Source organism: Halorubrum coriense DSM 10284, assembly GCF_000337035.1.
Lineage (GTDB): Archaea > Halobacteriota > Halobacteria > Halobacteriales > Haloferacaceae > Halorubrum > Halorubrum coriense.
The window spans coordinates 88,329-108,786 of the sequence record NZ_AOJL01000036.1 but is presented as its reverse complement, the minus strand read 5'-3'; the positions used below and the strand labels follow the sequence as shown (position 1 = coordinate 108,786).

Annotated in this window: 23 protein-coding genes; 7 read left to right on the top strand and 16 right to left on the bottom strand. The window is 73.6% G+C overall.

Annotated features, from left to right (window positions below):
• Window positions 1-24: 24 nt before the first annotated feature.
• From C464_RS09395 to C464_RS09385, 3 genes are all read right to left on the bottom strand, one after another.
• Window positions 25-234: a hypothetical protein gene (locus C464_RS09395; protein ID WP_006113452.1), complete on the bottom strand. Its 210-nt coding sequence runs from the start codon at window positions 232-234 to the stop codon at window positions 25-27.
• Window positions 235-272: 38 nt separating this feature from the next.
• The gene (locus tag C464_RS09390; RefSeq protein ID WP_006113451.1) at window positions 273-1,274 is read right to left on the bottom strand and encodes a DUF5787 family protein; all 1,002 of its coding nucleotides are present in this window, start codon (window positions 1,272-1,274) and stop codon (window positions 273-275) included.
• Window positions 1,275-1,355: 81 nt separating this feature from the next.
• Window positions 1,356-1,802, bottom strand: coding sequence for a bis(5'-nucleosyl)-tetraphosphatase (locus C464_RS09385; protein WP_006113450.1), 447 nt, complete (start codon window positions 1,800-1,802; stop codon window positions 1,356-1,358).
• 184 nt (window positions 1,803-1,986) lie between these two features.
• Between C464_RS09385 and C464_RS09380 the strand changes: the two genes are divergently transcribed.
• A complete protein-coding gene (locus C464_RS09380) occupies window positions 1,987-2,319 on the top strand; it encodes an uS10/mL48 family ribosomal protein (protein ID WP_006113449.1) in 333 nt (110 codons plus the stop codon).
• Between the two features lie 129 nt (window positions 2,320-2,448).
• Here C464_RS09380 and tgtA read toward each other — a convergent pair whose 3' ends face one another.
• From tgtA to C464_RS09340, 8 genes are all read right to left on the bottom strand, one after another.
• Window positions 2,449-3,927, bottom strand: coding sequence for a tRNA guanosine(15) transglycosylase TgtA (gene tgtA / locus C464_RS09375; protein WP_006113448.1), 1,479 nt, complete (start codon window positions 3,925-3,927; stop codon window positions 2,449-2,451).
• Between the two features lie 100 nt (window positions 3,928-4,027).
• The gene (locus C464_RS09370) at window positions 4,028-4,804 is read right to left on the bottom strand and encodes a Nif3-like dinuclear metal center hexameric protein (protein ID WP_006113447.1); all 777 of its coding nucleotides are present in this window, start codon (window positions 4,802-4,804) and stop codon (window positions 4,028-4,030) included.
• Window positions 4,805-4,883: 79 nt separating this feature from the next.
• Window positions 4,884-6,224, bottom strand: a complete 1,341-nt coding sequence (gene hemA / locus C464_RS09365) for a glutamyl-tRNA reductase (RefSeq protein ID WP_006113446.1) — start codon at window positions 6,222-6,224, stop codon at window positions 4,884-4,886.
• On the bottom strand, window positions 6,221-6,892 hold the full coding sequence (locus tag C464_RS09360; RefSeq protein WP_006113445.1) for a precorrin-2 dehydrogenase/sirohydrochlorin ferrochelatase family protein: 672 nt from the start codon (window positions 6,890-6,892) through the stop codon (window positions 6,221-6,223). Before C464_RS09360 ends, hemA begins: the two co-directional genes overlap by 4 nt.
• A 46-nt stretch (window positions 6,893-6,938) precedes the next feature.
• The gene (ahbB, locus tag C464_RS09355; protein ID WP_006113444.1) at window positions 6,939-8,024 is read right to left on the bottom strand and encodes a siroheme decarboxylase subunit beta; all 1,086 of its coding nucleotides are present in this window, start codon (window positions 8,022-8,024) and stop codon (window positions 6,939-6,941) included.
• A 114-nt stretch (window positions 8,025-8,138) separates the two neighbouring features.
• The gene (locus C464_RS09350; protein WP_006113443.1) at window positions 8,139-8,606 is read right to left on the bottom strand and encodes a DUF7112 family protein; all 468 of its coding nucleotides are present in this window, start codon (window positions 8,604-8,606) and stop codon (window positions 8,139-8,141) included.
• Window positions 8,607-8,616: 10 nt separating this feature from the next.
• Window positions 8,617-9,015, bottom strand: coding sequence for a 30S ribosomal protein S6e (locus tag C464_RS09345; protein WP_006113442.1), 399 nt, complete (start codon window positions 9,013-9,015; stop codon window positions 8,617-8,619).
• Between the two features lie 66 nt (window positions 9,016-9,081).
• A complete protein-coding gene (locus C464_RS09340; RefSeq protein WP_006113441.1) occupies window positions 9,082-9,792 on the bottom strand; it encodes a lipoyl protein ligase domain-containing protein in 711 nt (236 codons plus the stop codon).
• A gap of 135 nt (window positions 9,793-9,927) precedes the next feature.
• On the opposite strand from C464_RS09340, the gene C464_RS09335 reads away from it, so the two are divergent.
• From C464_RS09335 to C464_RS09325, 3 genes are all read left to right on the top strand, one after another.
• Window positions 9,928-11,604, top strand: coding sequence for a sensor histidine kinase (locus C464_RS09335; RefSeq protein ID WP_006113440.1), 1,677 nt, complete (start codon window positions 9,928-9,930; stop codon window positions 11,602-11,604).
• Window positions 11,601-12,575, top strand: coding sequence for a hypothetical protein (locus C464_RS09330; protein ID WP_006113439.1), 975 nt, complete (start codon window positions 11,601-11,603; stop codon window positions 12,573-12,575). The genes C464_RS09335 and C464_RS09330 overlap by 4 nt, the downstream gene beginning before the upstream one ends.
• Window positions 12,576-12,649: 74 nt before the next feature.
• The gene (locus C464_RS09325) at window positions 12,650-13,111 is read left to right on the top strand and encodes a PaaI family thioesterase (protein ID WP_006113438.1); all 462 of its coding nucleotides are present in this window, start codon (window positions 12,650-12,652) and stop codon (window positions 13,109-13,111) included.
• On the opposite strand, the gene C464_RS09320 is transcribed toward C464_RS09325, so the two are convergent.
• The 5 genes from C464_RS09320 to C464_RS09300 form a co-directional block, all read right to left on the bottom strand.
• On the bottom strand, window positions 13,081-15,093 hold the full coding sequence (locus tag C464_RS09320; RefSeq protein ID WP_006113437.1) for a molybdopterin biosynthesis protein: 2,013 nt from the start codon (window positions 15,091-15,093) through the stop codon (window positions 13,081-13,083). The genes C464_RS09325 and C464_RS09320 overlap by 31 nt on opposite strands.
• On the bottom strand, window positions 15,090-16,328 hold the full coding sequence (locus C464_RS09315) for a molybdopterin molybdotransferase MoeA (protein ID WP_006113436.1): 1,239 nt from the start codon (window positions 16,326-16,328) through the stop codon (window positions 15,090-15,092). The genes C464_RS09320 and C464_RS09315 overlap by 4 nt, the downstream gene beginning before the upstream one ends.
• Before the next feature lie 78 nt (window positions 16,329-16,406).
• Window positions 16,407-17,465, bottom strand: coding sequence for a CehA/McbA family metallohydrolase (locus C464_RS09310; RefSeq protein WP_006113435.1), 1,059 nt, complete (start codon window positions 17,463-17,465; stop codon window positions 16,407-16,409).
• A gap of 85 nt (window positions 17,466-17,550) precedes the next feature.
• Window positions 17,551-17,970 (bottom strand): hypothetical protein, encoded by a 420-nt coding sequence (locus tag C464_RS19240; protein WP_006113434.1) that lies wholly within the window; start codon window positions 17,968-17,970, stop codon window positions 17,551-17,553.
• A gap of 99 nt (window positions 17,971-18,069) precedes the next feature.
• Window positions 18,070-19,014 (bottom strand): DUF7139 domain-containing protein, encoded by a 945-nt coding sequence (locus tag C464_RS09300; RefSeq protein ID WP_006113433.1) that lies wholly within the window; start codon window positions 19,012-19,014, stop codon window positions 18,070-18,072.
• Between the two features lie 130 nt (window positions 19,015-19,144).
• On the opposite strand from C464_RS09300, the gene C464_RS19235 reads away from it, so the two are divergent.
• From C464_RS19235 to C464_RS09290, 3 genes are read left to right on the top strand one after another with little or no spacing between them, the layout of a single operon-like run.
• Window positions 19,145-19,321, top strand: coding sequence for a hypothetical protein (locus tag C464_RS19235; RefSeq protein ID WP_167539338.1), 177 nt, complete (start codon window positions 19,145-19,147; stop codon window positions 19,319-19,321).
• 7 nt (window positions 19,322-19,328) lie between these two features.
• Entirely contained in the window at window positions 19,329-20,090 is a 762-nt protein-coding gene (locus tag C464_RS09295) for a hypothetical protein (RefSeq protein ID WP_006113431.1), read from the top strand.
• A 15-nt stretch (window positions 20,091-20,105) separates the two neighbouring features.
• Window positions 20,106-20,438, top strand: a complete 333-nt coding sequence (locus C464_RS09290; protein WP_006113430.1) for a hypothetical protein — start codon at window positions 20,106-20,108, stop codon at window positions 20,436-20,438.
• The last annotated feature ends 20 nt before the right edge of the window (window positions 20,439-20,458 follow it).

The window sequence follows — 20,458 nt, the reverse complement described above, 5'->3', positions numbered from 1 at the left end:
CTGGTGCCGGGGACCGACCCCCGCTCACTCCGGGGACCTGCGGACGTTCGCGACGACCACGTCGATCAAGTACGAGAACGTCGGGAACAACACGGCGACGGCCGCGAGGTGCGCGGGGTCGATCCCCGGCGGGCCGTCGACGAACGTCCCGGTGTACTGGAGGGTCGCGAGGGTCGCGACGACGACCGCGGTGCGGAGGGCGTAGTCGGCGCGAGAGGGTATCGGGAACTCCACGCCCCCACTCGCGGCGGCTCCCACACAAGCGTTTCCCGTCAGTCGTCGCCCGCGGGCGCGATCCGGTCGCGCTCGCGCTCGCGGCGTCGTTCTAGGAGGGCCGTGAGTCCCTTCCCCGGCCCGCCCTCGATCGGCCACCCCTTCGTGCGCCACTGCGGGGGCTCCGGCGAGAACTCCTTACAGGAGCCCGAGCACTCCCGCGCGGTCGGGACCTTCTCTTTCGCCGCGCAGTACGGGACCAGCGCGCGGCCCTCGCGTCGGAGCTCGAAGTGCCGGCAGTCCGGGCGCATCGTGTCGTGGAAGGAGCGCCACCCCTTCCCGTAGGCGCGCTCGGCGATCTCCAGCCGCAGCGTCTCCGTCTCCGCGTCGCGGCGCTCGCCCGAGCCGGGCGCGAGGTCGCTCGGGTGCCACGCCACGTCGACCGCGTCGGCGTCGACGCCCGCGGAGAAGTCGGTCGCGAGGATGCCGGCCTCGACGGGCAGCTCGCGGAGGAGGGCGGGTTCGACGCGCTCGCCGGTCGTCTCGGTCGCGAGCCACGCCTCGTCGGCGAGCCCGGTCTCGATGTCATGGCCGAGCTGCTCGGCGAGCCGGTCGGCCGCGGAGCGGTCCAAGTCCGGCTTGTTCTCGACCGCGACGATCCGCTCGACCCAGTCCGGGTACGGACGCACCCGGCGGATCTGGATCCGGTTGCCGTCGCGGCGCTTCTCTATCAGGTCGCGGCCCGCGGCCCGGTGGACCGCCTGCCGGACGTAGCGCCACGGGTAGCCGGGGTCCGGCAGCGCGTCGCGGTACCACGTCCACTCGGGGGGCGCGCCGCGGACGACGTGGAGGAGGTCGGAGTCGATCGTCCGCTCGCCGAACGCGCGCCGGCGTTCGAACGCCGCCGGGTCGACCTCGATCACGACCGTGTCCCAGCGCCGCTCCCGCGTGCCGAGCTGGCGGGCGACGAGCGCGGGACGGGGGCCCTCGCTCGGGTGCCAAGACAGCTCGGCGTACCGGCAGACCAACAGCTCGTAGCCGAACTCGGCGTCGGGCGTCACTGGTCGAACCCTCGGCGGCCCCGGACAAAAGCGGACCGTTCGGGGGGAGCGTCCGGCGTCGGCGGGTCGCCCGCGCGCCGCTCAGACGTACTTGTCTTCCTCCTCGTCTTTGCGCTCGTCGAGGAAGCCGTGGGCCTCTTCGAGGATGTCGCGCGGCCCGTCCTGAGTGATCGTGTTGATCGCCTGGTCGTAGTCGCGCCACTGGAGGTCGCGGTGTTCCTTCGAGAGTTCGGCGCTCGCCTCGAACGAGCGAGCGATGAACAGGTGAACCGTCTTGTGGATGGTCTTCCCGTTCGCTTCGAACACGTAGTCGTACTCCTTGCGGAACCCGTCGATCAGCCGGAAATCCTCGATTCCGGCCTCCTCGCCGACTTCCCGTATCGCCGTCTGCTGGAGCTCCTCGTCCCCCTCGACCCCGCCTTTGGGGAACTCCCAGTCCCCCGGTCGGCTCTTCAGGAGCAAGTACTCCCGTTCGCCGCGGGTATCGCGGAAGAGGATGGCTCCAGCACTGGTCGCTTCGACCGTCATTGGCCGCAGGTAAGCGATCACCCCTAAAGAGCGTGTCGGACTCCCGAACAGGTCCGACCGACTCCCCCGCGTCGACCGGTTTCGCGGCGGGATCCGCGGCCGGGTCGCCTCGCGATAGCGCGCGCCGAACGCGGGTAGATGCGTTTTTACCGCTCCGGGGGCCATTCACGCACGACCCCCAGCCATGACCTTCGTCACGAAACTCGACTTCGCGTCCGGCGACCGCGACGTGCTCGTCGAGACCGTTCAGGAACTCAAAGAGACGATCGAACGCAAGGGCGCGGAGTGTAAGGGCCCGCACGCGAGCCCCTCGGAGCGCGTCACTGTACCGCTGTACAAGAACCTCTCGGCCGGCGACGAGTTCTCGCCGTGGCGCTACGACGTGTACCGACGCTCGATGGAGATCCACGGCGCCGACGACATCGCGCGCGCCGTCGTCGGCCGCGACTTCCCCGACTCGATCCACGTCGAGGTCGAGGTCGACCAGAAGAAGCCGCTCGGCCACCGGCGCGACTGAGACCGCCGGCGTCCCGAACCGACGGTCGGACGGTCACGGCTGCGGTCCGCCTTTTCACGGGACCTCCCGCGACGAGCGATGGCTACGCTCCCCCGAGCGGTCGCCGTCTCCGGTCGAGCGACCGCCCCCTTACCCGAGCGTCCGGAGGTTCTCCGTCTCGACGCGGTCCGGCAGTCGCGCCAGCGCGGCGTCACACCACGCGTCGTGGCCGAGCGTGACCGCCGTCTCCGGGTTCGCCGCCGCGAGCGCGGCAACGCCCGCCGCGGCCGCGACCTGCGCCGCGTCGTCGGTGCGCTCCGGCACCTCGGCGGTGAGCGGGTACGTCTCCGAGAGCGCGGGCGGATACGGGCCGAACGGGGGTTTCACGCGCCACACCGCGTCGTACCTGTGGTCCGACGGGGCCTTCGACTCGGTGAGCAGGAGGTCCGCGGGTGCCGCCAGCCGATCGAGCCGGTCGTGGTGCCGACCCACCTCCGGGCGGCGAGCCGCCTCCTGTGAGGTGTAGAAGAAGGCGTCCTTCGAGCCGGGGTCGGTCCGCTCCAGTTCGTCGGCGTGGTCGAGCAGCGCGCGGTAGCCGTCGAGCATCGCCGGGTGGCCGCGAGCGCGGCGGTCGACCAGTTCGAGCAGCGTCCCAGAGCGGATCGCCTCCTTCACGCGGCGCAGCTCCTCGAAGGTGACGTGGAGGTTGTGCTCGGCGAGCAGCCGCTCCGTCTCGCCGTCGTCGAACCCGCGGAGGTCGGCCGGCTCGTGGTCGGCGCACACGGGGCACGAGCAGGGGAAGTAGTCGAGGTCCTCGAGGTGTTCCGTCCCCGAGACGGTCAGGTAGCGCCCGTCGCGGGCCATCAGCGCGTACGCGGCCGAGTCGAACAGGTCGCAGCCCGCCGCCACCGCGAGCGCCAGCATCATCGGGTGGCCGGCCCCGAACAGGTGGACCGGCACGCCCGGGCCGAGCCCGCGCTTCGCCGCGCGCACCGCCTCGACAACCTCGGCGTAGCGGTAGGAGTTGAGCAGCGGCACCATCGCGCCGACCGGGAACACGTCGAGGTCGGTCCCCGCCGCGTGTCGCCCCGCCTCCTCGCGGAGGTCGGCGTACGTCGCCCCCTGGACCGGGCCGTTGACCAGCATCTCGCCGGTCTCGGCGGCCTCGGCGTCAGCGAGCGCCCGCTTCGTCGTCGCCAGCTCGGCTTCGGCGCGGTCGCGGTCGGCGTCCGGCGGCGTCGGCACGTCGACCGGGGTCGCCACGTCGCTGCCGATCCGCCGCTGGAACTCGATGATCTCTTCGGTCGTCACGTCGATGTCGCCGTACTCGGCCAGCTGGAAGGAGCCGGAGTCGGTCATGATCGCGCCGTCGAAGCCGAGGAACTCGTGGAGCCCCTGATCGAGCACGCGGTCGCGGATGCGGTCGGTGCTGCGGATGATGTAGGAGTTCGTGATCAGCATCTCCGCGCCGAACTCCTCGCGGAGCCGCTCGGGCTCGATCGTGAGCACGTTGGGGTTGACCACGGGCAGGAGCGCCGGCGTCTCGACCGTGACGTCGGCGCGCGGGACCGCAAGCCGACCGATCCGCCCGGCGGCGTCGTGGTCCCGGATCTCGAAGTGATCGCGCATACCCCGACTGCGCGGACGCGGGCGGTAAGGGTTGCGTTCGGCGGCGAGCCGAGTTTCGGCGCGAGCCCGAGGCGGCAGCGTCCGCCGCCCGCGGAGCGACCTATAGTCCAGTCGGGTGCGGGAGGTACGTCGTCTCGACGCCCCAGTCGGCGGTCAGCGACTCCAGCGCCCGGACCCCGAACGTCTCGGTGGCGTAGTGGCCGGCGAGGAACACGGTCACCCCGGCCTCGCAGGCGTCGTGGTACACCTGCCCTTTCCCCTCGCCGGTGATCAGGGCGTCGGCGCCGGCCGCGACCGCCTCGTCGAGCCAGTCGACCCCGGAGCCGGTGACGACCGCGACGCGCTCGATATCGTCCGGCCCGAAGTCGAGGACCCGCGTCGGCGACGCCTCCCCGTCCGGCTGTCCCTCGAACCCGTCGAGCGTCCCGCGGAGCGCGTCCGCCGAGCGCGGTTCCGCCACATCGCCGATCGTCCCGATCGTCACCGGACCGATCTCGCCGAACGGCTCGCGGTCTTCGAGTCCGATCTCCGCCGCGACGCCGGCGGCGTTCCCGAGCTGTTGGTGGCCGTCGAGCGGGAGGTGCGAGACGTACAGCGCGACGTCGTGCTCGACCAGCGCCGCGATCCGGTCGTGGACGCGGCCCGTCACGCGCTCGATGCCGCCCCACGAGAGCCCGTGGTGGACGACGAGGACGTCCGCGTCCGCCTCTGCGGCGGCCTCGATCGTCGCCGTCGCGGCGTCGACCGCGAACGCGACGCGCTCGACGTCGCCGTCGTCCGGACCCACCTGTAAGCCGTTCGCGCTCGCGTCGACGTCGGCGTACGCGGGCGTGTCGAGTCGGTCGTCGAGTCGGTCGACGTACTCGGAGAGCTTCATAACGGTTGGTGTGCCCGTCGGCGAATAAAGGGCGCGGAGCGGGCGCGGTCGGGAGCGTCGGGGGCGAGAAGTCTGGGGGTCAGTCGTCCAGTTCCTCGGCGACGGAGTCCGGGACCGCGTCCGGTGAGCCGACCCCGGCGTCGGGGGCGTCCGACTCGACCGCGTCGCCCGCCGTGGGCGTGAAGTCGGGGTCGAACAGCTGAAGCGCCGTGCGGATCGTCTCCCAGTCGTCCTCGCCGGCGGCGTCCCGGAGCGAGCGCGTCGGGGCGGCGAGCAGCTGGCCGACGAGGGCGTCGGCGAGGTCGGCGACCGTCTCGCGCTGCTCCTCCGTGAGGTCGCCCTGCGCCTCCAGCTTCGACATCGCGCGGTCGAGCTCGCGCGCCTTCACCCGGTCCGCGCCGGCGTACATCGCCGAGATGGCGTCGTCGGCGCGCTTGCGCTTGTACGCCTCGAGGATGCGGTCGAGCTCCGCGTCGATGATCGACTCGACCTCGCGCGCCTCCGCGGCGCGGCTCTCTCTGGTCCGCTGGGTGACGTCTTCGAGGTCGTCGATGTCGTAGACGGTCACGCCCTCGCGCGCGCCGGCCGCCGGGTCGACGTCGCGGGGCTGCGCGATGTCGATACAGACGACCCGGCCCGCGCCGTCGACGTACGAGGGGTGGACGACGAGGTCGGGGCTGCCGGTCGCGGTGACGACGAGGTCGGCGTCGGGGATCACCGCGGGGAGGTCGGCGAGCGGCACCGCCTCCGCGGGCGTGTCGACCTCCTCGGCGACGAACTCCGCGTGCGGGACGGTGCGGTTCGCGACGACGATGTCCGAGACCGGCGTGTCGTCGAGCGCCCGGGCCGCGAGCGTCCCCATCTCGCCGGCCCCGACGACGACGGCCGACCCGTCGGTGAGGTCGATCTCGCCGGCCGCCAGCCGGACCGCGGCGGAGCCGAGCGAGACGACGCCCTCGTTGATCGACGTCTCCGTCCGCGCGCGCTCGCCGACGTGGAGCGCCTTCGTCACGGCGTCCTTGAGGACGGGGCCGATGCCGCCGGCGGACTTCGACTCCTCGTACGCCTCCCGCAGCTGCCCGATGATCTGGTCTTCGCCGAGCACGAGCGACTCCAGCCCGGACGCGACCCGCATCAGGTGTTCCAAGCTCTCCTCGTGGTCGAGGCGGCGGACCGCCCCGCCGCGGACGTCGGGCGCGAACGTCGACAGCGCCGTGTTCCCGTCGACGGTGCGGTCGGTGACGACGTACGCCTCCGAGCGGTTACACGTCTGTACCGCGAACGCCTCTTCGACCCCTTCGCGCGCGAGCAGGTCCGAGACGGTCGCGCGGACGCCGTCGCCGCCGGCGGCCTCGATCTCGTCGACGGTCGCGTCGGCGTGGGCGACGCTCGCGCCGGCGATCGCACCCGTCTCTCTCATCGGTCGAGTACCTCCTCAATCACGGTGTCGGCCTCTTGCCGTCCGTAAGATCTCCCCTTTTGTAAACCCTTCCAAACCCCCCGGGATCTGACAACGCGCCGGACCGCCTCCCGGCGTTTCTCCGGCGCGACGCCGTCGGCTTTCAGCTCCTCGCGGATCGCCCCCGAGAGGGCGGCCATCTCGCCGGCCCCCTCGATCTCGGCCTCGATCCGCTCGCGAAGCGCCTTCGCGAGCGCGGGGCTGGTTCCGCCCGTCGAGAGCGCCACGGTCACCGGGTCGTCCTCGACCGTCGCGGGCACGACGACGCTCCCCGGATCGCGACCTCCGGAGACGTCCGTGCGGTTGACCAAGATCCCCCCGTCGAGCGCGGCCGACTCCACGGCGGCGTTGACCGCGGCGTCGTCGGTCGCGGCGACCGCCAGCGCCGGGTCGAGCCGGTCGATCCAGTCGGCGACGTCGCTTGCCTCCGGTGCGGCGCGGACCAGTTCCACCGCGGCGTCGCGGTCACCGTCGCCGTCCGCGAGCGACAGCAATCGCTCGTCGAACGCCGGGCTGACGACGACGACGCGGGCGGCCTCGTCGAACCCGCGAGCCTTCCGCGCACCCACGGACCCGCCGCCAAACACGAGCACCGTCTCGCCGGAGAGGTCGTGGTACAGCGGCGTCACGGCCGGCCCCCGCCGAACGCGGTCCGCGGCGCGGTCGCGGCGCGGGTCACGCCGTGTTGCTGTCCGCCCGGTCCGCGATGCGGATGCCGGTCTTCTTGAGGATGCGCGTCGAGAACAGGGTGTCCCAGTCGTCCGCGCCGACGTCCCAGTAGTCGTCCATCAGGTCCCTGACCTCCGCGATCCGCCGCTCGCTTTCGGCCTCCGTGCGGCCGTGCGTCATCGCGAAGAAGTTGTACTCCCAGACGCCGGCGTGGCGCGGGCGCTCGTAGCAGTGCGTGACGAAGTCTAGGTCGGCGACGACGGGGCCGACCTCGTCGAGCGCGTCCTCGGGCACGTTCCAGACCGTCATCCCGTTCTCCGTGTAGCCGAGCGCGTAGTGGTTCGGGATGACGCCGACCCGGCGCACCTTCCCCTCCGCGTCGAACCGCTTGATCGTCTCGATCACCCAGTCGACGTCGGCGTCGATCGCGGCGGCCACGTCGGCGTACGGGGTCTCCGTCACTGGGAGCCCGCCCTGGATCTCGACGACGAGGTCGCGCTCGTCGGGCGTGAGCGTGTCGCGGTCGCTCGGCGTCACCGCGGGGCCGAGCTCCGACAGGTCCGCGTCGCCCTCGGGGACGGGCCCGTCGACGAGGAACTTCGCGCCGACGTGGAACTCCCGTATCTTCGGGAGGTTGTACGTCTCCTGCCCCGTCGCCTCCTCGATCTCCGCGAGCACCTCCTCGACCCGGTCGCCGCCGTCCTTGTCGGGGTCGGGGTGGTCCGCGACGCTCACCACGAACCACATGTTGAGGTGCGGGTGTTCCCGCTCGTAGTTGTGCGCGACCGCGGTGAACTCGTTGACGGTCTCGGCGATCTCCTCGTAGCGGTCCTCCGGCGCGTGCATCGCGACGAGCGACGCCGCCCCGCCGATCTTCTCGGCGTTCACGAGCGCGCCGAACCGCGAGAGGATCCCCTCCTCGTCGAGCTCGCGCACGCGTTCGGCGAGCGCCGGCCCCGTCACGTCGACGCCGCGCTCCCGGAGCGCGGCCGCCGCCGCGTCGAAGGGGCGCTCCGCGACCGGGAAGCCGCCTTGGAACGCGTTGATGATCGCGCGGTCGAGCGCCGTCAGATCCGCGTCGACCTCCTGCATGAACCGATCTCGGGACCGAGCGAGAATAAGCGATCCGACCTGCCGCCGCGTCGCTGCGCCGGAGGGCGGGGGCCGACGTCCGGGGCGCGCTACGCGGCCGGAGGCGGACGCGCGCTACCCGTCCACGTCGCGAGCGATGTCCGCGAGCGACGAGCGCGGGCCGCGGTTCGCGTCGTAGACGGTCCGCTCGCCCGGGACCCGGAGCCCGTACAGATCGCCCGGCACCACCACGTCGAGGACGACGCTGTCGCCGGGACCCCGACCGTTCGCGTCGAGCCACTCGGTCAGGCGGTTCGTCCCCTCGCCGGTCTCGCGCGCGAGGCGCCGGTTGTCGAACGCGGCCCGGAGGAGCCGTCCCCGCGAGTCGGCCGCGACCCGGGCGTGGTACTCCTCGCGGTCGAACGCGACGCGGACGACGTCGCCCGCGCTCACGCCGAGCGCGTCGCAGGAGCCGGACTCGATCCGGCCGTCAAGCGCGTCGTCGTCGGGGAGCCTGACGCACGGGCGGCGAGTGCCGCCGCTGCGGGCGAGCGAGACGCGAACGGAGCAAACGTCCTCGCCGTCGGAGGGAACGCGAGGCATCCGGGCGTCGTTACTCGTCGGCTTCGGCGTCGTCCTCGCCGAGCGCGGCCGCCACGTCGCCGTCGCCGTCGACGACGCTCGCGTTGATCTGCGCGATGTCGTCGTCGATCTCGCGACCGCGGACGGTGATCCGCTTACGCTCGCCCTCGCGGGACGGCTCGAAGCCGACGCCGCCCTCCAGGAGGAGCTCCTTCAGGCGGGTACCCGAGACGTCCTCGCGCATCGGGCGGCCGGTCTCGTCGGAGCCGCCGGTGAGTTCGATGGTGTGCTCGGGCAGTCCGACGGCGTCGCCGCCGATCTCGTCGCCGAGTTCGCGACCGAGGAATCGGTTGGCGTCCTGTCCGTCGACCTCTCGCTGGAACGTCTCGCCGGTCTCGGGGTCGGCGACGACGACTTTGAATTCGGCCATGCCCGAACGCAGACCCCCGCGCATAAAAAGCACGTCGAAACGTCGGAACCGTGCGGCGCGGCGCGCTCAGTCGGCTGCCCCGTCGACGCGGACGACGCGGCGTTCACCGTCCCCCCACGACCCCTCGACGAACGCGGTCTCGACCGCGCGGGCGACGGCGTCGGGATCGTCCGGACCGCCGGCGTCGGCGACGCTCCCGACCGAGTCCGGGTCGAACGGGAGTCCGAGCGCGTCGTACACCGGCTCGGTGACGGTCGCGACCGCGGCCGCGTCCGCGGACGAGACGACGACGACGCCCGCGACCAGCGCCGCGTCGGCCCGGACGCGCTGTGCGAGCCCGGCGACCTTTCCGCCGCCGGCGACCCGCAGGGAGTGGTCGCCCGGGCAGAACGCCGCCGCCGGCTCCCCGCGCGCCACGTCGGCACCGAGGCCGCGGAGCGCGTCGCGGAGCGTCTCGACCGCGGTCTCGTACCGGGAGTCGATCGACCCGCGGCCCTCGCCCGTCGGCACCGCGACGCCGAACGACAGCGTCGCGCCGGTGTACGCGACCGCGCGCCCGCCGACGTCGCGCTCGATCGGGGGAAAGCCGGCGTCGCGCGCCGCTCGCTTCGCGCGGTCGAACCCCGCCTCGCGGGCGTCTCGACGCCCGAACGCGACCTGTCGCGGCGGCGCGGTGACGCGCACGCTGGGCACGCCGTCGGCCGCGGCCGCCAACAGCTCCGCGACGGGCTCCCGGTCCGCCGCGGGCGTCTCGAACTCCCCCCGGTACACGCGCATGTTCGGACGGACGACGGGGACGCACTAGCCAGTTGCGTCGAGCCCGTCCGAGCGCCGGGCGCACCGAGCCGGGACGACGGACCGCGACCGCGTGACACAACTGTTTTGTCGGCCGTGGAAGTGGTACAGGTATCGATGAGCGATCTCGGCGCGCTGCCGGTCCAAGCGTACCTGACCGCCTGCCTGCTGGCCGGGGTCATCGGGCTCTGGCTCGGCCGGGTCGCGTGGCGGGAGCGCGACCAGCCGGGCGGGCTCGAGGTCGCGCTCTACCTGCTCTGCGGCGGGGGCATCTCCCTCCTGTACGCCCTCCGCATCGGCGCGCCCGGCGAGGTCGCGATGCGGGTCGCGCTCAACCTGGCGACGCCGCTGGTCGGCGCGCTCCCCGTCCTCTGGATCCTGTTCGCGCTGGCGTTCACGGGCCACGACCGCTGGCGGACGGAGAACCGGATCGTCGCGCTCGCGACGCCGGCCTTCGTCTGGGTCCTCCTCGCGTGGTCGAGCGAGACCCACGGGCTGGCCCGGGGACCCGTGACCCCCGTCGTCGACGGGCCGTTCACGCTGCTCGGCTACGGGCTGGGCCCCGTCGGGGGGGCGTACGTCCTCCTCGCGTTCGCGCTGTGCGTCGCCGGCGCGCTCCTCGTCGTCGACCTCTACGAGCGGACCGGGAACCGCTACCGCCTCCAGACGTTCGTCGTGTTGCTCGGGACGCTGTTCCCGTTCCTGGCGGGCGTCGCGACGTTCGTCGACACCGGGAGCTACGCGCACCTCTCGTGGCTCCCCACGGCGTTCGTGATCCACGGCGTGTTCCTCTACGGCACCGTCTTCTGGCTCGGCACGCTCGACGCCGCGGTCGTCGCGCGCGACACCGCCGTCGAGGTGATGCAAGACCCCGTGATCGTCTCCGGCTCCGACGGCCGGATCCGCGACCTCAACCCGGCCGCCGAGGCGGTCCTCCCGCCCGACGCGGTCGGCTCGTCGCTGTCGGCGGTGTTCCCGCGGCTGGAGGTCGGCGTCGAACACCCGATCGCCATCGGCGACCGCCAGTTCGACATCCAAGAGAACCCGATAACCGACCCGCGCGGGACCGACCGCGGGCACGTCTTCCTCCTCCGCGACGTGACCGCGCGGGAGCGGCGACAGGCGGCGCTCGAACGTCGCGAGGCCGAGCTCGAGCGTCAGAACGAGCGCTTAGAGGAGTTCGCGGGCGTCGTCTCCCACGACCTGCGGAACCCCCTCGCCGCCGCGTCCGCGGCCGTCGAGCTGGCCCGCCAGCGCGGCGACGACCCGGACGGCGCGCTGGACCGTGCGGCGAACGCCCACGAGCGGATGGACGACATGATCGAGGGGCTGCTCGCGCTGGCGACGGCGGGCGAGACGGTCGACGACCTCGACCGCGTCTCGCTTGACGGGACGGTCAGGCGCGTCTGGTCGCGGCTGGAGACCGGGGACGCGACGCTGACCGTCGAGGGCGACGCGACCGCGTTGGCCGACGGCGACCGGCTCGAACAGCTGCTCTCGAACCTGTTCCGCAACGCGATCGAACACGGTGGGGAGGACGTGAGCGTCGCCGTCTCCGTCGCCGTCGAGGGCGACCGCGTCGCGGTCGCCGTGGGCGACGACGGCCCGGGCATCCCGGCGGCGGAGCGCGAGCGCGTCACCGAGCGCGGCGTGTCGCTCGGCGGCGGCACCGGGCTGGGGCTGGCGATCGTCGGCGACATCGTCGAGGCCCACGGGTGGACGCTCTCGGTGGACGAGTCCGACGCCGGCGGCGCGCGGTTCGTGGTCGGCGGGATGGAGGTCGCCGATCCGTGACCGACCCGCCCGAGGCGACCGTCGCGCTCCCCGCGGCCGTCGTCGAGTGGTACGAGAAGTTCTCCCGGTTCAACTCGCCGTACCCCGCCCACCGCCGCGGGCGCGCGGTCGACCTCTACCCGGGCGACGGCGTCGGGCGCTCCCCGGTCGCGGGCGTCGTCCGCGCGGTCAGGACCGTCGGCTGCCCGGACCGTCCGTACGCGGCCGCCGAGGACCACCTGATCGTCGTCGACCTCGCGGACAAGTGGTGCGCTCGCGCCGGCGTTCCCACCGGGACCGTCGCGCGGATCCTCCACGTGATCCCCGAGGTGTCGCCCGGCGACCGGGTCGCCGTCGGCGACGCGCTCGGCCCGACGACGCGGTCCGGCTTCTTCGGCCAGTGGGTCGACGACCACGTCCACCTCGGCTTCCGGCCGCCGGACGCGAACCCGTTCCGGGCCAGCGGGTCGCTCCCCGTCGCCGTCGACGCCCCCGTCGAGCCCGTCGCGTGGGACGGGACGGGAGCCGTCGTCGAGCGCGGCCCGACCCACGTCGTCCTCGGCGCCCCGCGACGCGGCGACGGCGAGCGGTCGTTCGCCGCGCTCGCGAGCGACGGCGGGGTCCCGCTCGACGGCGGGGCGACGCACTACGCGGGTGGTGGCGCGTTCGAAATCGGCTCCGAGACGCCCGCGACGGGCGGATCCGAGCCCGCCGCGCTCGAACCGGGCGACGCCGTCTCGCTCTTCGGCACTCCCGTCGGGACCGCGACCGAACACGGCTCGGAGGCGGCGGTCGGCGCGCCGCGGATCGAGTGGGACCCGGTCGACGTCCTCGCGAACGGCGAGCGCGTCGTGGGGCTGTCCCTGTTCGCGGCGCGGGGCGACCGGTTCGGCGTCAAGCTAGTCTGTCCGGACCGCGAGTTCTCGGTCGGCGAGTCGGTGACGGTCGAGGTCGTCCCCAGCGACGACCCGATCCGGCTCGGCGTCGGGTGAGCCGTCGGTCAATCGATCGCCGGTTGTCTCGCGTTTCCGGGGGCTACAAGCCGTCCCGGGACGACCGGCGGGACATGGATCAGACGGAGATCGCGGCGATGGACCCGCTGCCCGACGCGGCGACGCGGTTCGTCGAGCGGAAACTGGAGGACGAACACGGCTACCTCTCGTGGCTGAACACGTCGGTCGAGACGGTCGAGCGAGGGCGGGTAGTGCTCTCGATCCCCTTCGACGAGAAGCTCACGAACACCGACGGCCGGACGATCCACGGCGGCGTCGCGGCGACGCTGATCGACACCGCCGGCGGCGTCGCGCAGCGAACGGCGTTCGAGGACCCCCTCGACGGTGGGGTCGCGACCGTGAACCTCAACGTGAACTACCTCCGGCCCGCCACCGGCGACCTCCGGGCGGAGGCCGAAGTCGTCCGGGCCGGCGGCTCCATCGGCGTCAGCGAGATGACCGTCACGAGCGGGGCCAACGGGGACCGCGGCGAGGTCGTCGTCGGTCAGGGGTCGTTCCGACTGTTCCGCGAGTAGCCCGGCAGGTCGGTCAGGATCGCGTCGACGCCGACGCGACCGTCGTCGCCGTTCCCGAGTTCCGCCGCGAGCGCCGCGACCGGGCCGCGGTCGACGCGGTCGGCGGCGGCGCGGACGACGACCGACTGCTCGCCCAGCGGGACGAACGCACAGCCCAGTCGCTCCGCCGTCTCGCGGAGGCCGAGCCCGGCGTCCGCGTCGCCGGCGACGACCGCGCGGACCGGGCTCTCGAACGCCTTCGCGGTGCGCTCGTAGCCGTCGATCCGCTCGGCGAGTCCGCGGCGGTCGGCGTCGCGCTCGTCCGCGAGGTCGTCGAGCGACGCGTCGAGGCTCCGCCGAAGTCCGGAGACGGTCGGGCGGTTCCGGAACCGGAGGTCGCGGTCGACGAGGTCCGCGACCCCGGTCACCTCGTCGGGGTTCCCGGCGGGAACGACGAGCCCCCACTCGCGGGTCCAGCCGCCGAGCACCTCGGCGTCGACGTCGCGGTCGGTCGGACCCGCGGTCACCGCCACGTCGGGGACGCCGTCGCGCAGGCGGCGGAGCCCCTCGCGCGAGCCGACGGCGAGGTACCGCGGGTTCGCGAGGCGGTCGAGCAGGCGGTTGAGCGCGGGGTCGTCCTCGCCGACGCCGAGGAGGGTCGGCGGGCGCACGTCCGGCGAGAACAGGTCGACCGACACCGCCTCCCCGGCGTCGAGGTACTCCGTGTCCGGGTCGACCGCGACCACGCCGTCCGCCTCGACGAGGCTCGTCGTCGCGCCCGAGCCCTTGTCGACCGGATAGACGAGCGGCGGGTCGTCGCCGTCCAGGTCGAGCAGGCCGACGGGCATCAGCCGCAAGCGGCCCTCCGAGTACCGCTCGCTCACGCCCATCCGCCCCTCGACGGTCGCCGTCGCGGGCTCGGGCTGGCCGGCGGCCTCGCGGATCGCGGGCGCGACGAAGGTCCGGAAGATCGTGAGCGCCGACACCGGGTAGCCGGGGAGGCCGATGTACGCCGACTCGCCGGCCGGGGCGTCGCTCCCGGCGGCCTCGCCGTCCGCGGAGCGGTCGAGCCGCCCGATCAGCATCGGCTTCCCGGGCTTGACCGCGACGCCGTGAAGGAGCAGGTCGCCGCGCGCCTCGATCACGCGGTAGATGACGTCGACCGCGCTCGCCGAGGTCGACCCCGAGGAGAGCACGAGGTCGCACTCGTCGGCCGCCCGGCGCAGCAGCCGCTCCATCTCGTCGTAGTCGTCGCCGGCGTGCGGGTAGAGGACGGGCTCGCCGCCCGCCTCCTCGACGCCGGCGGCGATCGTCGTCGAGTTCACGTCGTAGATCTCGCCGCGGCCGGGGTCGAGCGCCTCGCCCGGCCGGACGAGCTCGTCGCCGGTCGAGACGATCCCGACCCGCGGCCGCCCCTCGACCGGGACCTCGTCGACGCCGAGCGCCGACAACAGACCGATCTCGCGGGGCGTCAACCGCGTTCCCGGCCCGAGCGCGCGCGCGCCGGCCGCGATGTCGGTCCCCGCGGTCATCACGTGGTCGCCCGGCGCGACCGAGGTCCGCACCGCGATCCGCGAGGGGGCGGCGTCGCCGCCGTCGCCGTCCGCGTTGCCGTCGTCGCCCAGTTCGTCCGTCCGCTCGACCATCACGACCGCGTCCGCGCCGTCCGGCATCACCGCGCCCGTGGATATCTCCGCGCACGCGCCCGGTTCGACCGTCACGTCGGGGGCCGCCCCGGCGTGGACCGCGCCGACGAGGTCGAGTTCGGCCGGGTCGGCCTCGTCGGCGCCGAAGGTGTCCCGCGCGCGGACCGCGTACCCGTCCATCGAGGCGCGGTCGAACCCCGGGACGTCGACGGCGGCGTCGACGCGCTCGGCGAGCACTCGGCCGCGGGCGTCCGCCAGCGAGACCGTCTCCGGGGCCGGCGAGAGGTCGAGCGAGTCGACGGCCTCGCGGGCGGCCGCCGGCTCGGCGAGGTCGCGGAACTCCTTGCGGTCGCTCACGGCGTCACCTCCCAGAGCTCCACGTCGACGGCCTCGCCGGCGTCGATCCCCTCCCGCGGCTCGGGGACGACGACCCAGCCGTCCGCGAGCGCGACGCTGGAGAGGATGCCGGAGCCGCTCGCTCGCGTCGGCGTCGCGGTCGGGAGCGCGTCGTCTCCCCCGTCCCCGTCGGACACCGACACCCGCGCGAACGTCCGCACCCCGGGCTCGCTCGCCACCTTCCGGTCGAGCGTCGCGCGCCGCGTCGGAAACGGCTCGGCGTTGGTCCCGCCCGCCCGCTTCATCGCGGGGCGGAGGAACTGCGCCGCGTTGACGATACACGCGACCGGGTAGCCCGGGAGCGAGACGATCGGCGTCCCCTCGGCTTGGCCGAGACACACCGGGTGGCCGGGTTTCAGCGCGACGCCGTGGACCAGCACCTCGCCGAGGTCGTCGACGACCTCGGGGAGCAGGTCCCGCTCGCCGACCGAGGAGCCGCCGGTGGTGACGACCACGTCGGCGTCGAGGTCGGCCGCGACGGCCTCGCGCAGCGCCTCGGGGTCGTCGGTGACGACGTCGCGGTAGCGCGCCTCGCCGCCCCACCGCTCGACGAGCCGGGAGACGGTGAGCCCGTTCGTCTCGATCACCTCGCCCGGTCCCGGGTCGGACTCGACCAGCTCCTCGCCGGTCGGGATCACGGCGACCTCGGGCGGCTCGCGGACCGGGACGCCGTCGAGGCCGACCGAGCGCAGCAGGCCGAGGTCGGAGGGGCGCAGGACGTGGCCGGCCTCGTAGAGCCGCTGGCCGTCGGCGACGTCCTCGCCGGCCTCGCCGACGTTCTCCCCGGTCGCGACCGCGTCGAACACCTCGACCTCGTCGCCGACGGTCTCGACCCGCTCGATCATCACGACCGCGTCGGCCCCCTCGGGGACCGCGCTGCCGGTGTGGACGCGGGCAGCCTCGCCGGGCGCGACCGCGTCGGCCTCGGCGGCCTTGGCCGCGAGGACCGCCGGCGAGCGGTCGCCGGCCCCGAAGGTGTCGCTGGCGCGGACCGCGTACCCGTCCATCGCGGCCCGGTCGTACCCCGGCACGGGCGCGGGGGCGTCTATCGGTTCGGCGACGACGCGGCCGCCAGCCGCCGCGACCGGGACCGACTCCCGGCGGTCGTGCGGCGCGACGGCGTCCAGCAGCGTCGCCCTCGCCTCCGCGACCCGGGTCCGCCGCTTGAACCCGGACTCGCGTCTGTCGTGGCTCATATGGTACCCTTCGCGGCCGCGGGCAAAAACCCCGTTCTCCGCGGCGGTCGCCGCTCGGCCGCGGACCGGCCCGCCCCGTCAGGCGAACCAGGAGAGGAACCGCCGGGTTCGGTGAACCGACTGGAGCGCGGCGACCTTCGCCGCGACGAGCCCGTCTGTCGCGGTCCGCACGGTGGCTCTCGCGCCCCTCGTCGCGCCGGTGCGCGCGTAGTACGCCGACCGGCGCCCGGCCGCGCCGACGTAGTGTTTCGCCGCCATCCGGATCGGCGCGCGCCGCCCGTCGACGGTCGTCGTGCCGCGGCGGATCGCCGCCAGCACGTCGTCCGCGGTGACCTCGCTCGCCGACTCGCGGCCCTCGATCGCCAGTTCGGTGAACGCCCGGCCGACGTACTGGAGATGGTGCGCGTCGCTCGCGGCGACGCCCGGGTAGCCGTGCTCGGCCGCGAACCGGCGCGCGCGCCGGTTTCGGTACCCGGTGAACAGCCAAGCGTTGAACACCTCGATCGCATCGACCTCGGCGACCGGCGCGGCGGGCTGCGGCTCCGGTTCCGGGCCGGTCGCCGCTCCCTCCGCGGCCGCGCCGTCTGTCGCCGCCGCGCTCTCCGTCGCCGCGCTGTCTTTCACCNCCCCCCCCCCCCCCCCCCCCCCCCCCCCCCCCCCGCCACCCCCGCCGCCGTCGGCCGCCCCCGTCCTGCCTCCTTCCGCACCGACCGTCTCTCCGCCGGTCGCCTCGTCGCCGGTCTCGTCGGCCGACCCGGGCGTCGGGATGTTGCGCTGGCGGACGCCGTGGCGCGAGCGCTGGAACGGGTGGGGGACGATAGCGACGCCGCCGCGCTCGCGGATCCAGCGGACCGTGTCGGCGTACGGCTCGCCCCGCGGCGGCATCCGGTCGACGCCGATCGCGAGCAGGTGGCCGTGGGCGGTCGACACCTCCACGCCGGGGATGCCGATCAGGCCGTACTCGGAGGCGATCTCCGCGGCGCGTTTCGACTCCCGGATCACGTCGTGGTCGGTGATGACGACCGCGTCGAGACCGATCTCGGCCGCGTGCTCCAAGATTAGCTCGACCGGCTCGTGGCCGTCGTAACTCCCCTCGGAGTGGACGTGGGGGTCGATGCTGACGGTGACGCGGGACACGCTCGGACTACGCGGCGGGAGACATATAAATGGGCGATCGCCGGCGGTCGGCGGTCCGTCGCCTCGCGTCATCGGTCGTGCGCCGTCAGCCGCCCGCCGCCGAGGCGGTGGCCTCGGCCAGCACGACGAGCGCGATCGCCGACCCCAGCGCGAGCGTGAGCAGCGGCCCGAAGAACGCGCCGTCGCCCCCGTAGGTGAGCGCCACGGGCGACGCGACGACCGTTCGGAGGTTCAGGAGGAACGTCGCCAGCGTGAGGACGCCGAGACCGCCGAGGACGAACGCGTCGAAGCCCCACCCGTCCGAACGGACGCGGTACAGCGCGGAGAGCGCGAGCAGCGACGGGGCGAACCACGTAGCGGCACCGAACGCTGGCCCCGCCGCGGAGCCGGAGATACCGGTGATCACGGACGGCGAGAGTCCGAGGGTCGTGATGACGAGGACCAGACAGGCGACGGAGAGCGCGAACGCGGCCGCCCGCGCTCGGGAGGGTGCTATCGCCGGCATACGCGACCGTGTGTCACCGAACGCACAAATCAGTTGCCGGTTCTCACCGCCGTCCAAACGCTGTTACCGAGCCGACCGCCAGCAACAGGGGCCGGCGACTCAGCCGAACAGGCCCTTGATCCTGTCGACGACCGAGCCGTCCTCGTCGGCCTCCTCGGCCTCCTCCCGCTGCTGCTCGCGCAGTTCGCGGAGCTTCGCGGCCTGGTCGTCCGTCCCCTGCCCGCTGTCGGTCTTCGCCTCGCCCCCCTGGAGCCCTTTCAGTTCCGAGACCGCGTCGGTGACCGTGCCGGAGGTCGTCCGCGTCTCGGTCGCCGACCCCGAGAGCTTCTCCGCGTCGACGTCCGCCTCGTCGACCGCGCTCGTGTTCAGTTCGAGCCGACGGGTCTCGGAGCGCTCGACCCCGCCCCACGTCAGTTCCGCGTCCTCCAACTCGCGCTCGATGTCGGCGCGGACGGACTCCTCGGTGACCGCCTCGCCGCCGGAGTCGGCCGCGTTCCCCGCCGCGCCGTCGGCGTCCGCGCCGCCCGCCCCGGCCGCGCCCGCGGTGCCGGCCGCCGGCGCGCCGCCCGTCGCGCGCTCGACGCGATGCGCGACGAGCGCGCCGCCAGTCGCGCCGATGACGGCCACGAGGCCGGCGGCGTAGACGGCGACCACCTGCGCGCTGTAGTCGGGGTTGACGACGACGTTCCAGTTGTGCGGGTACGCCCAGACGAACGCCCCGGTGCCGGCGAGGGTGACCGCGGTCCCGGCGCTCGCGAGGTACAGCATCCGGCGGTCGACCGGCAGGAGGACGACGATGCCGAACAGCAGCGCGGGGAGCCCGACCGCGCCCGCGACCGCGGCCACCTCGCGGACCGCGTACGTCGACAGCGCGGTCGGGTCGAGCGTCGCGCTGTAGAGGAACACGACGACTCCGATCACGCCGAGCGCGATGCCGGCGAAGAACAGCCCGAATCCCGCGTACACGTCGATCGTCCGGTCCGGGTCGCCGACGTACCGCCGGTAGTACTCGATGAGGACGTTCTCGGCGTCCGCTTCACTCATGTTCGAACGTTTCCGCCGAGTGTAATGACTGTTACCCCCGTCGCGTCGACGGCGGCCCGGGGCGGTCGTCGTCGCGCACCCGTGACCCCGTGTGTTTTTCACCGCGGCCGACGAGATTTCACGCGAGAACGTGTCGCACGAGTGCCCCCGCTGCGGAGCCGACCTCTCGTCGCTCTCGCTCGGCGGCGCCACCGCCGTCGGCTGCGACGACTGCGGCTACGCCGACGTCGAGGCCGACCACTCCGGCGAGCCGGAGTTCGCCGAGAGCTGGGCGGACGCGCTCGCGCGGTTCGAGGAGGACCAGTGACCACACCATGCCAACGCTCGACATCACCGACGACGACGCGGCCCGGATCGAAGCGCTCCGCGAGGAGCTGGCCGCGGCCCACGCCGGCCCGTACGCCTCCGTCGACCGGGAGGACGCGCTCGCGTACCTGCTCGACCTCGCGGACGCGGTCGACGATCCCGACCGCGTCGCGGAGCCGCCGAGCGGCGACCGCGCCGACGAGACGCCCGACGACGCGGAGAACGCGGCGGCGGCCGCGGCCCCGTTCGACCGCGACCGCGCCCGCGACCTGCTGACGGCCCGGAACCGGCGACGCAGCGACCCCGACCTGGACGACCCGATGGACCTGTCGGACATCGCCGCCGCCTTCGAGATCACCGGCCGGAGCGAGATGACGAAGGGCGAGCTCGTTGACGCCGTCCTCGACGCGGCCGAGACGCTCGCCGACGACCCCTTCGCACGCGTGGACGTCGACCTCCGGCCGGCCGAGGACCCTGAGGACGACGAAGCCGACGACGACGAGGCGGGCGCGATCGGAGACGACGGAAACGAAGACAATGCGAGCGAGGACGGCGCAGGTGAAGGCGACGCGGACGGGGGCAACGAGGACGAGGGAGCCGACGGCGGGGCCGGCCAGCTGAACGCGATGATGAGCCTCCTCGACACCCACGGCGACAAGTGGCGGGAGGCGGACGGCGACGCGCGGTACGAGGTCGACCTGCCGGACGGGAGCGTCGAGACGGCGCGGACGAAAGACGACGTGCGCGCGCTGCTGTTCAGGAACTACTGACGACGAGACAGACTCATGGGATTCATCGACGCCGTCCGCGCGTGGCTCTTCGGCGCGGACGAGGACATCGACGACGCGGGCGAACAGGGCGACGAGACCGACGCGAGCGCCGGCGACAGGGACGAACCCGACCCGAGCGACCCCGCCGAGCCCGACGGCCTCGACCCGAGCGGCGTCACCGAAACGCGGACCGCGGACGCCACCGACGACGCGGTCGACGCCCTCCGCGACGTGCGGCAGTCGCAGGGCGCGGACGGGGACGAGCCGACGCCGTCGGGAGACGGGGACCCGAGGCCGCCGGACGACGACCGCACGAAGCCGTCGGACGAGGGCGGTACCAACCGTTAGGTACCCCGAGGCGAACAGGG

What these genes read in the sequence shown, in the direction of transcription:
- C464_RS09290 (WP_006113430.1), top strand. Translation starts at nt 20,106, where the DNA reads ATGGGATTCATCGACGCCGTCCGCGCGTGGCTCTTCGGCGCGGACGAG.
- C464_RS09315 (WP_006113436.1), bottom strand. Translation starts at nt 16,328, where the DNA reads ATGAGCCACGACAGACGCGAGTCCGGGTTCAAGCGGCGGACCCGGGTC.
- ahbB (WP_006113444.1), bottom strand. Translation starts at nt 8,024, where the DNA reads ATGCAGGAGGTCGACGCGGATCTGACGGCGCTCGACCGCGCGATCATC.
- C464_RS09345 (WP_006113442.1), bottom strand. Translation starts at nt 9,015, where the DNA reads ATGGCCGAATTCAAAGTCGTCGTCGCCGACCCCGAGACCGGCGAGACG.
- C464_RS09325 (WP_006113438.1), top strand. Translation starts at nt 12,650, where the DNA reads ATGGATCAGACGGAGATCGCGGCGATGGACCCGCTGCCCGACGCGGCG.
- C464_RS09385 (WP_006113450.1), bottom strand. Translation starts at nt 1,802, where the DNA reads ATGACGGTCGAAGCGACCAGTGCTGGAGCCATCCTCTTCCGCGATACC.
- C464_RS09380 (WP_006113449.1), top strand. Translation starts at nt 1,987, where the DNA reads ATGACCTTCGTCACGAAACTCGACTTCGCGTCCGGCGACCGCGACGTG.
- C464_RS09370 (WP_006113447.1), bottom strand. Translation starts at nt 4,804, where the DNA reads ATGAAGCTCTCCGAGTACGTCGACCGACTCGACGACCGACTCGACACG.
- C464_RS09340 (WP_006113441.1), bottom strand. Translation starts at nt 9,792, where the DNA reads ATGCGCGTGTACCGGGGGGAGTTCGAGACGCCCGCGGCGGACCGGGAG.
- C464_RS09335 (WP_006113440.1), top strand. Translation starts at nt 9,928, where the DNA reads ATGAGCGATCTCGGCGCGCTGCCGGTCCAAGCGTACCTGACCGCCTGC.
- C464_RS09295 (WP_006113431.1), top strand. Translation starts at nt 19,329, where the DNA reads ATGCCAACGCTCGACATCACCGACGACGACGCGGCCCGGATCGAAGCG.
- hemA (WP_006113446.1), bottom strand. Translation starts at nt 6,224, where the DNA reads ATGAGAGAGACGGGTGCGATCGCCGGCGCGAGCGTCGCCCACGCCGAC.
- C464_RS09300 (WP_006113433.1), bottom strand. Translation starts at nt 19,014, where the DNA reads ATGAGTGAAGCGGACGCCGAGAACGTCCTCATCGAGTACTACCGGCGG.
- C464_RS19240 (WP_006113434.1), bottom strand. Translation starts at nt 17,970, where the DNA reads ATGCCGGCGATAGCACCCTCCCGAGCGCGGGCGGCCGCGTTCGCGCTC.
- tgtA (WP_006113448.1), bottom strand. Translation starts at nt 3,927, where the DNA reads ATGCGCGATCACTTCGAGATCCGGGACCACGACGCCGCCGGGCGGATC.
- C464_RS09350 (WP_006113443.1), bottom strand. Translation starts at nt 8,606, where the DNA reads ATGCCTCGCGTTCCCTCCGACGGCGAGGACGTTTGCTCCGTTCGCGTC.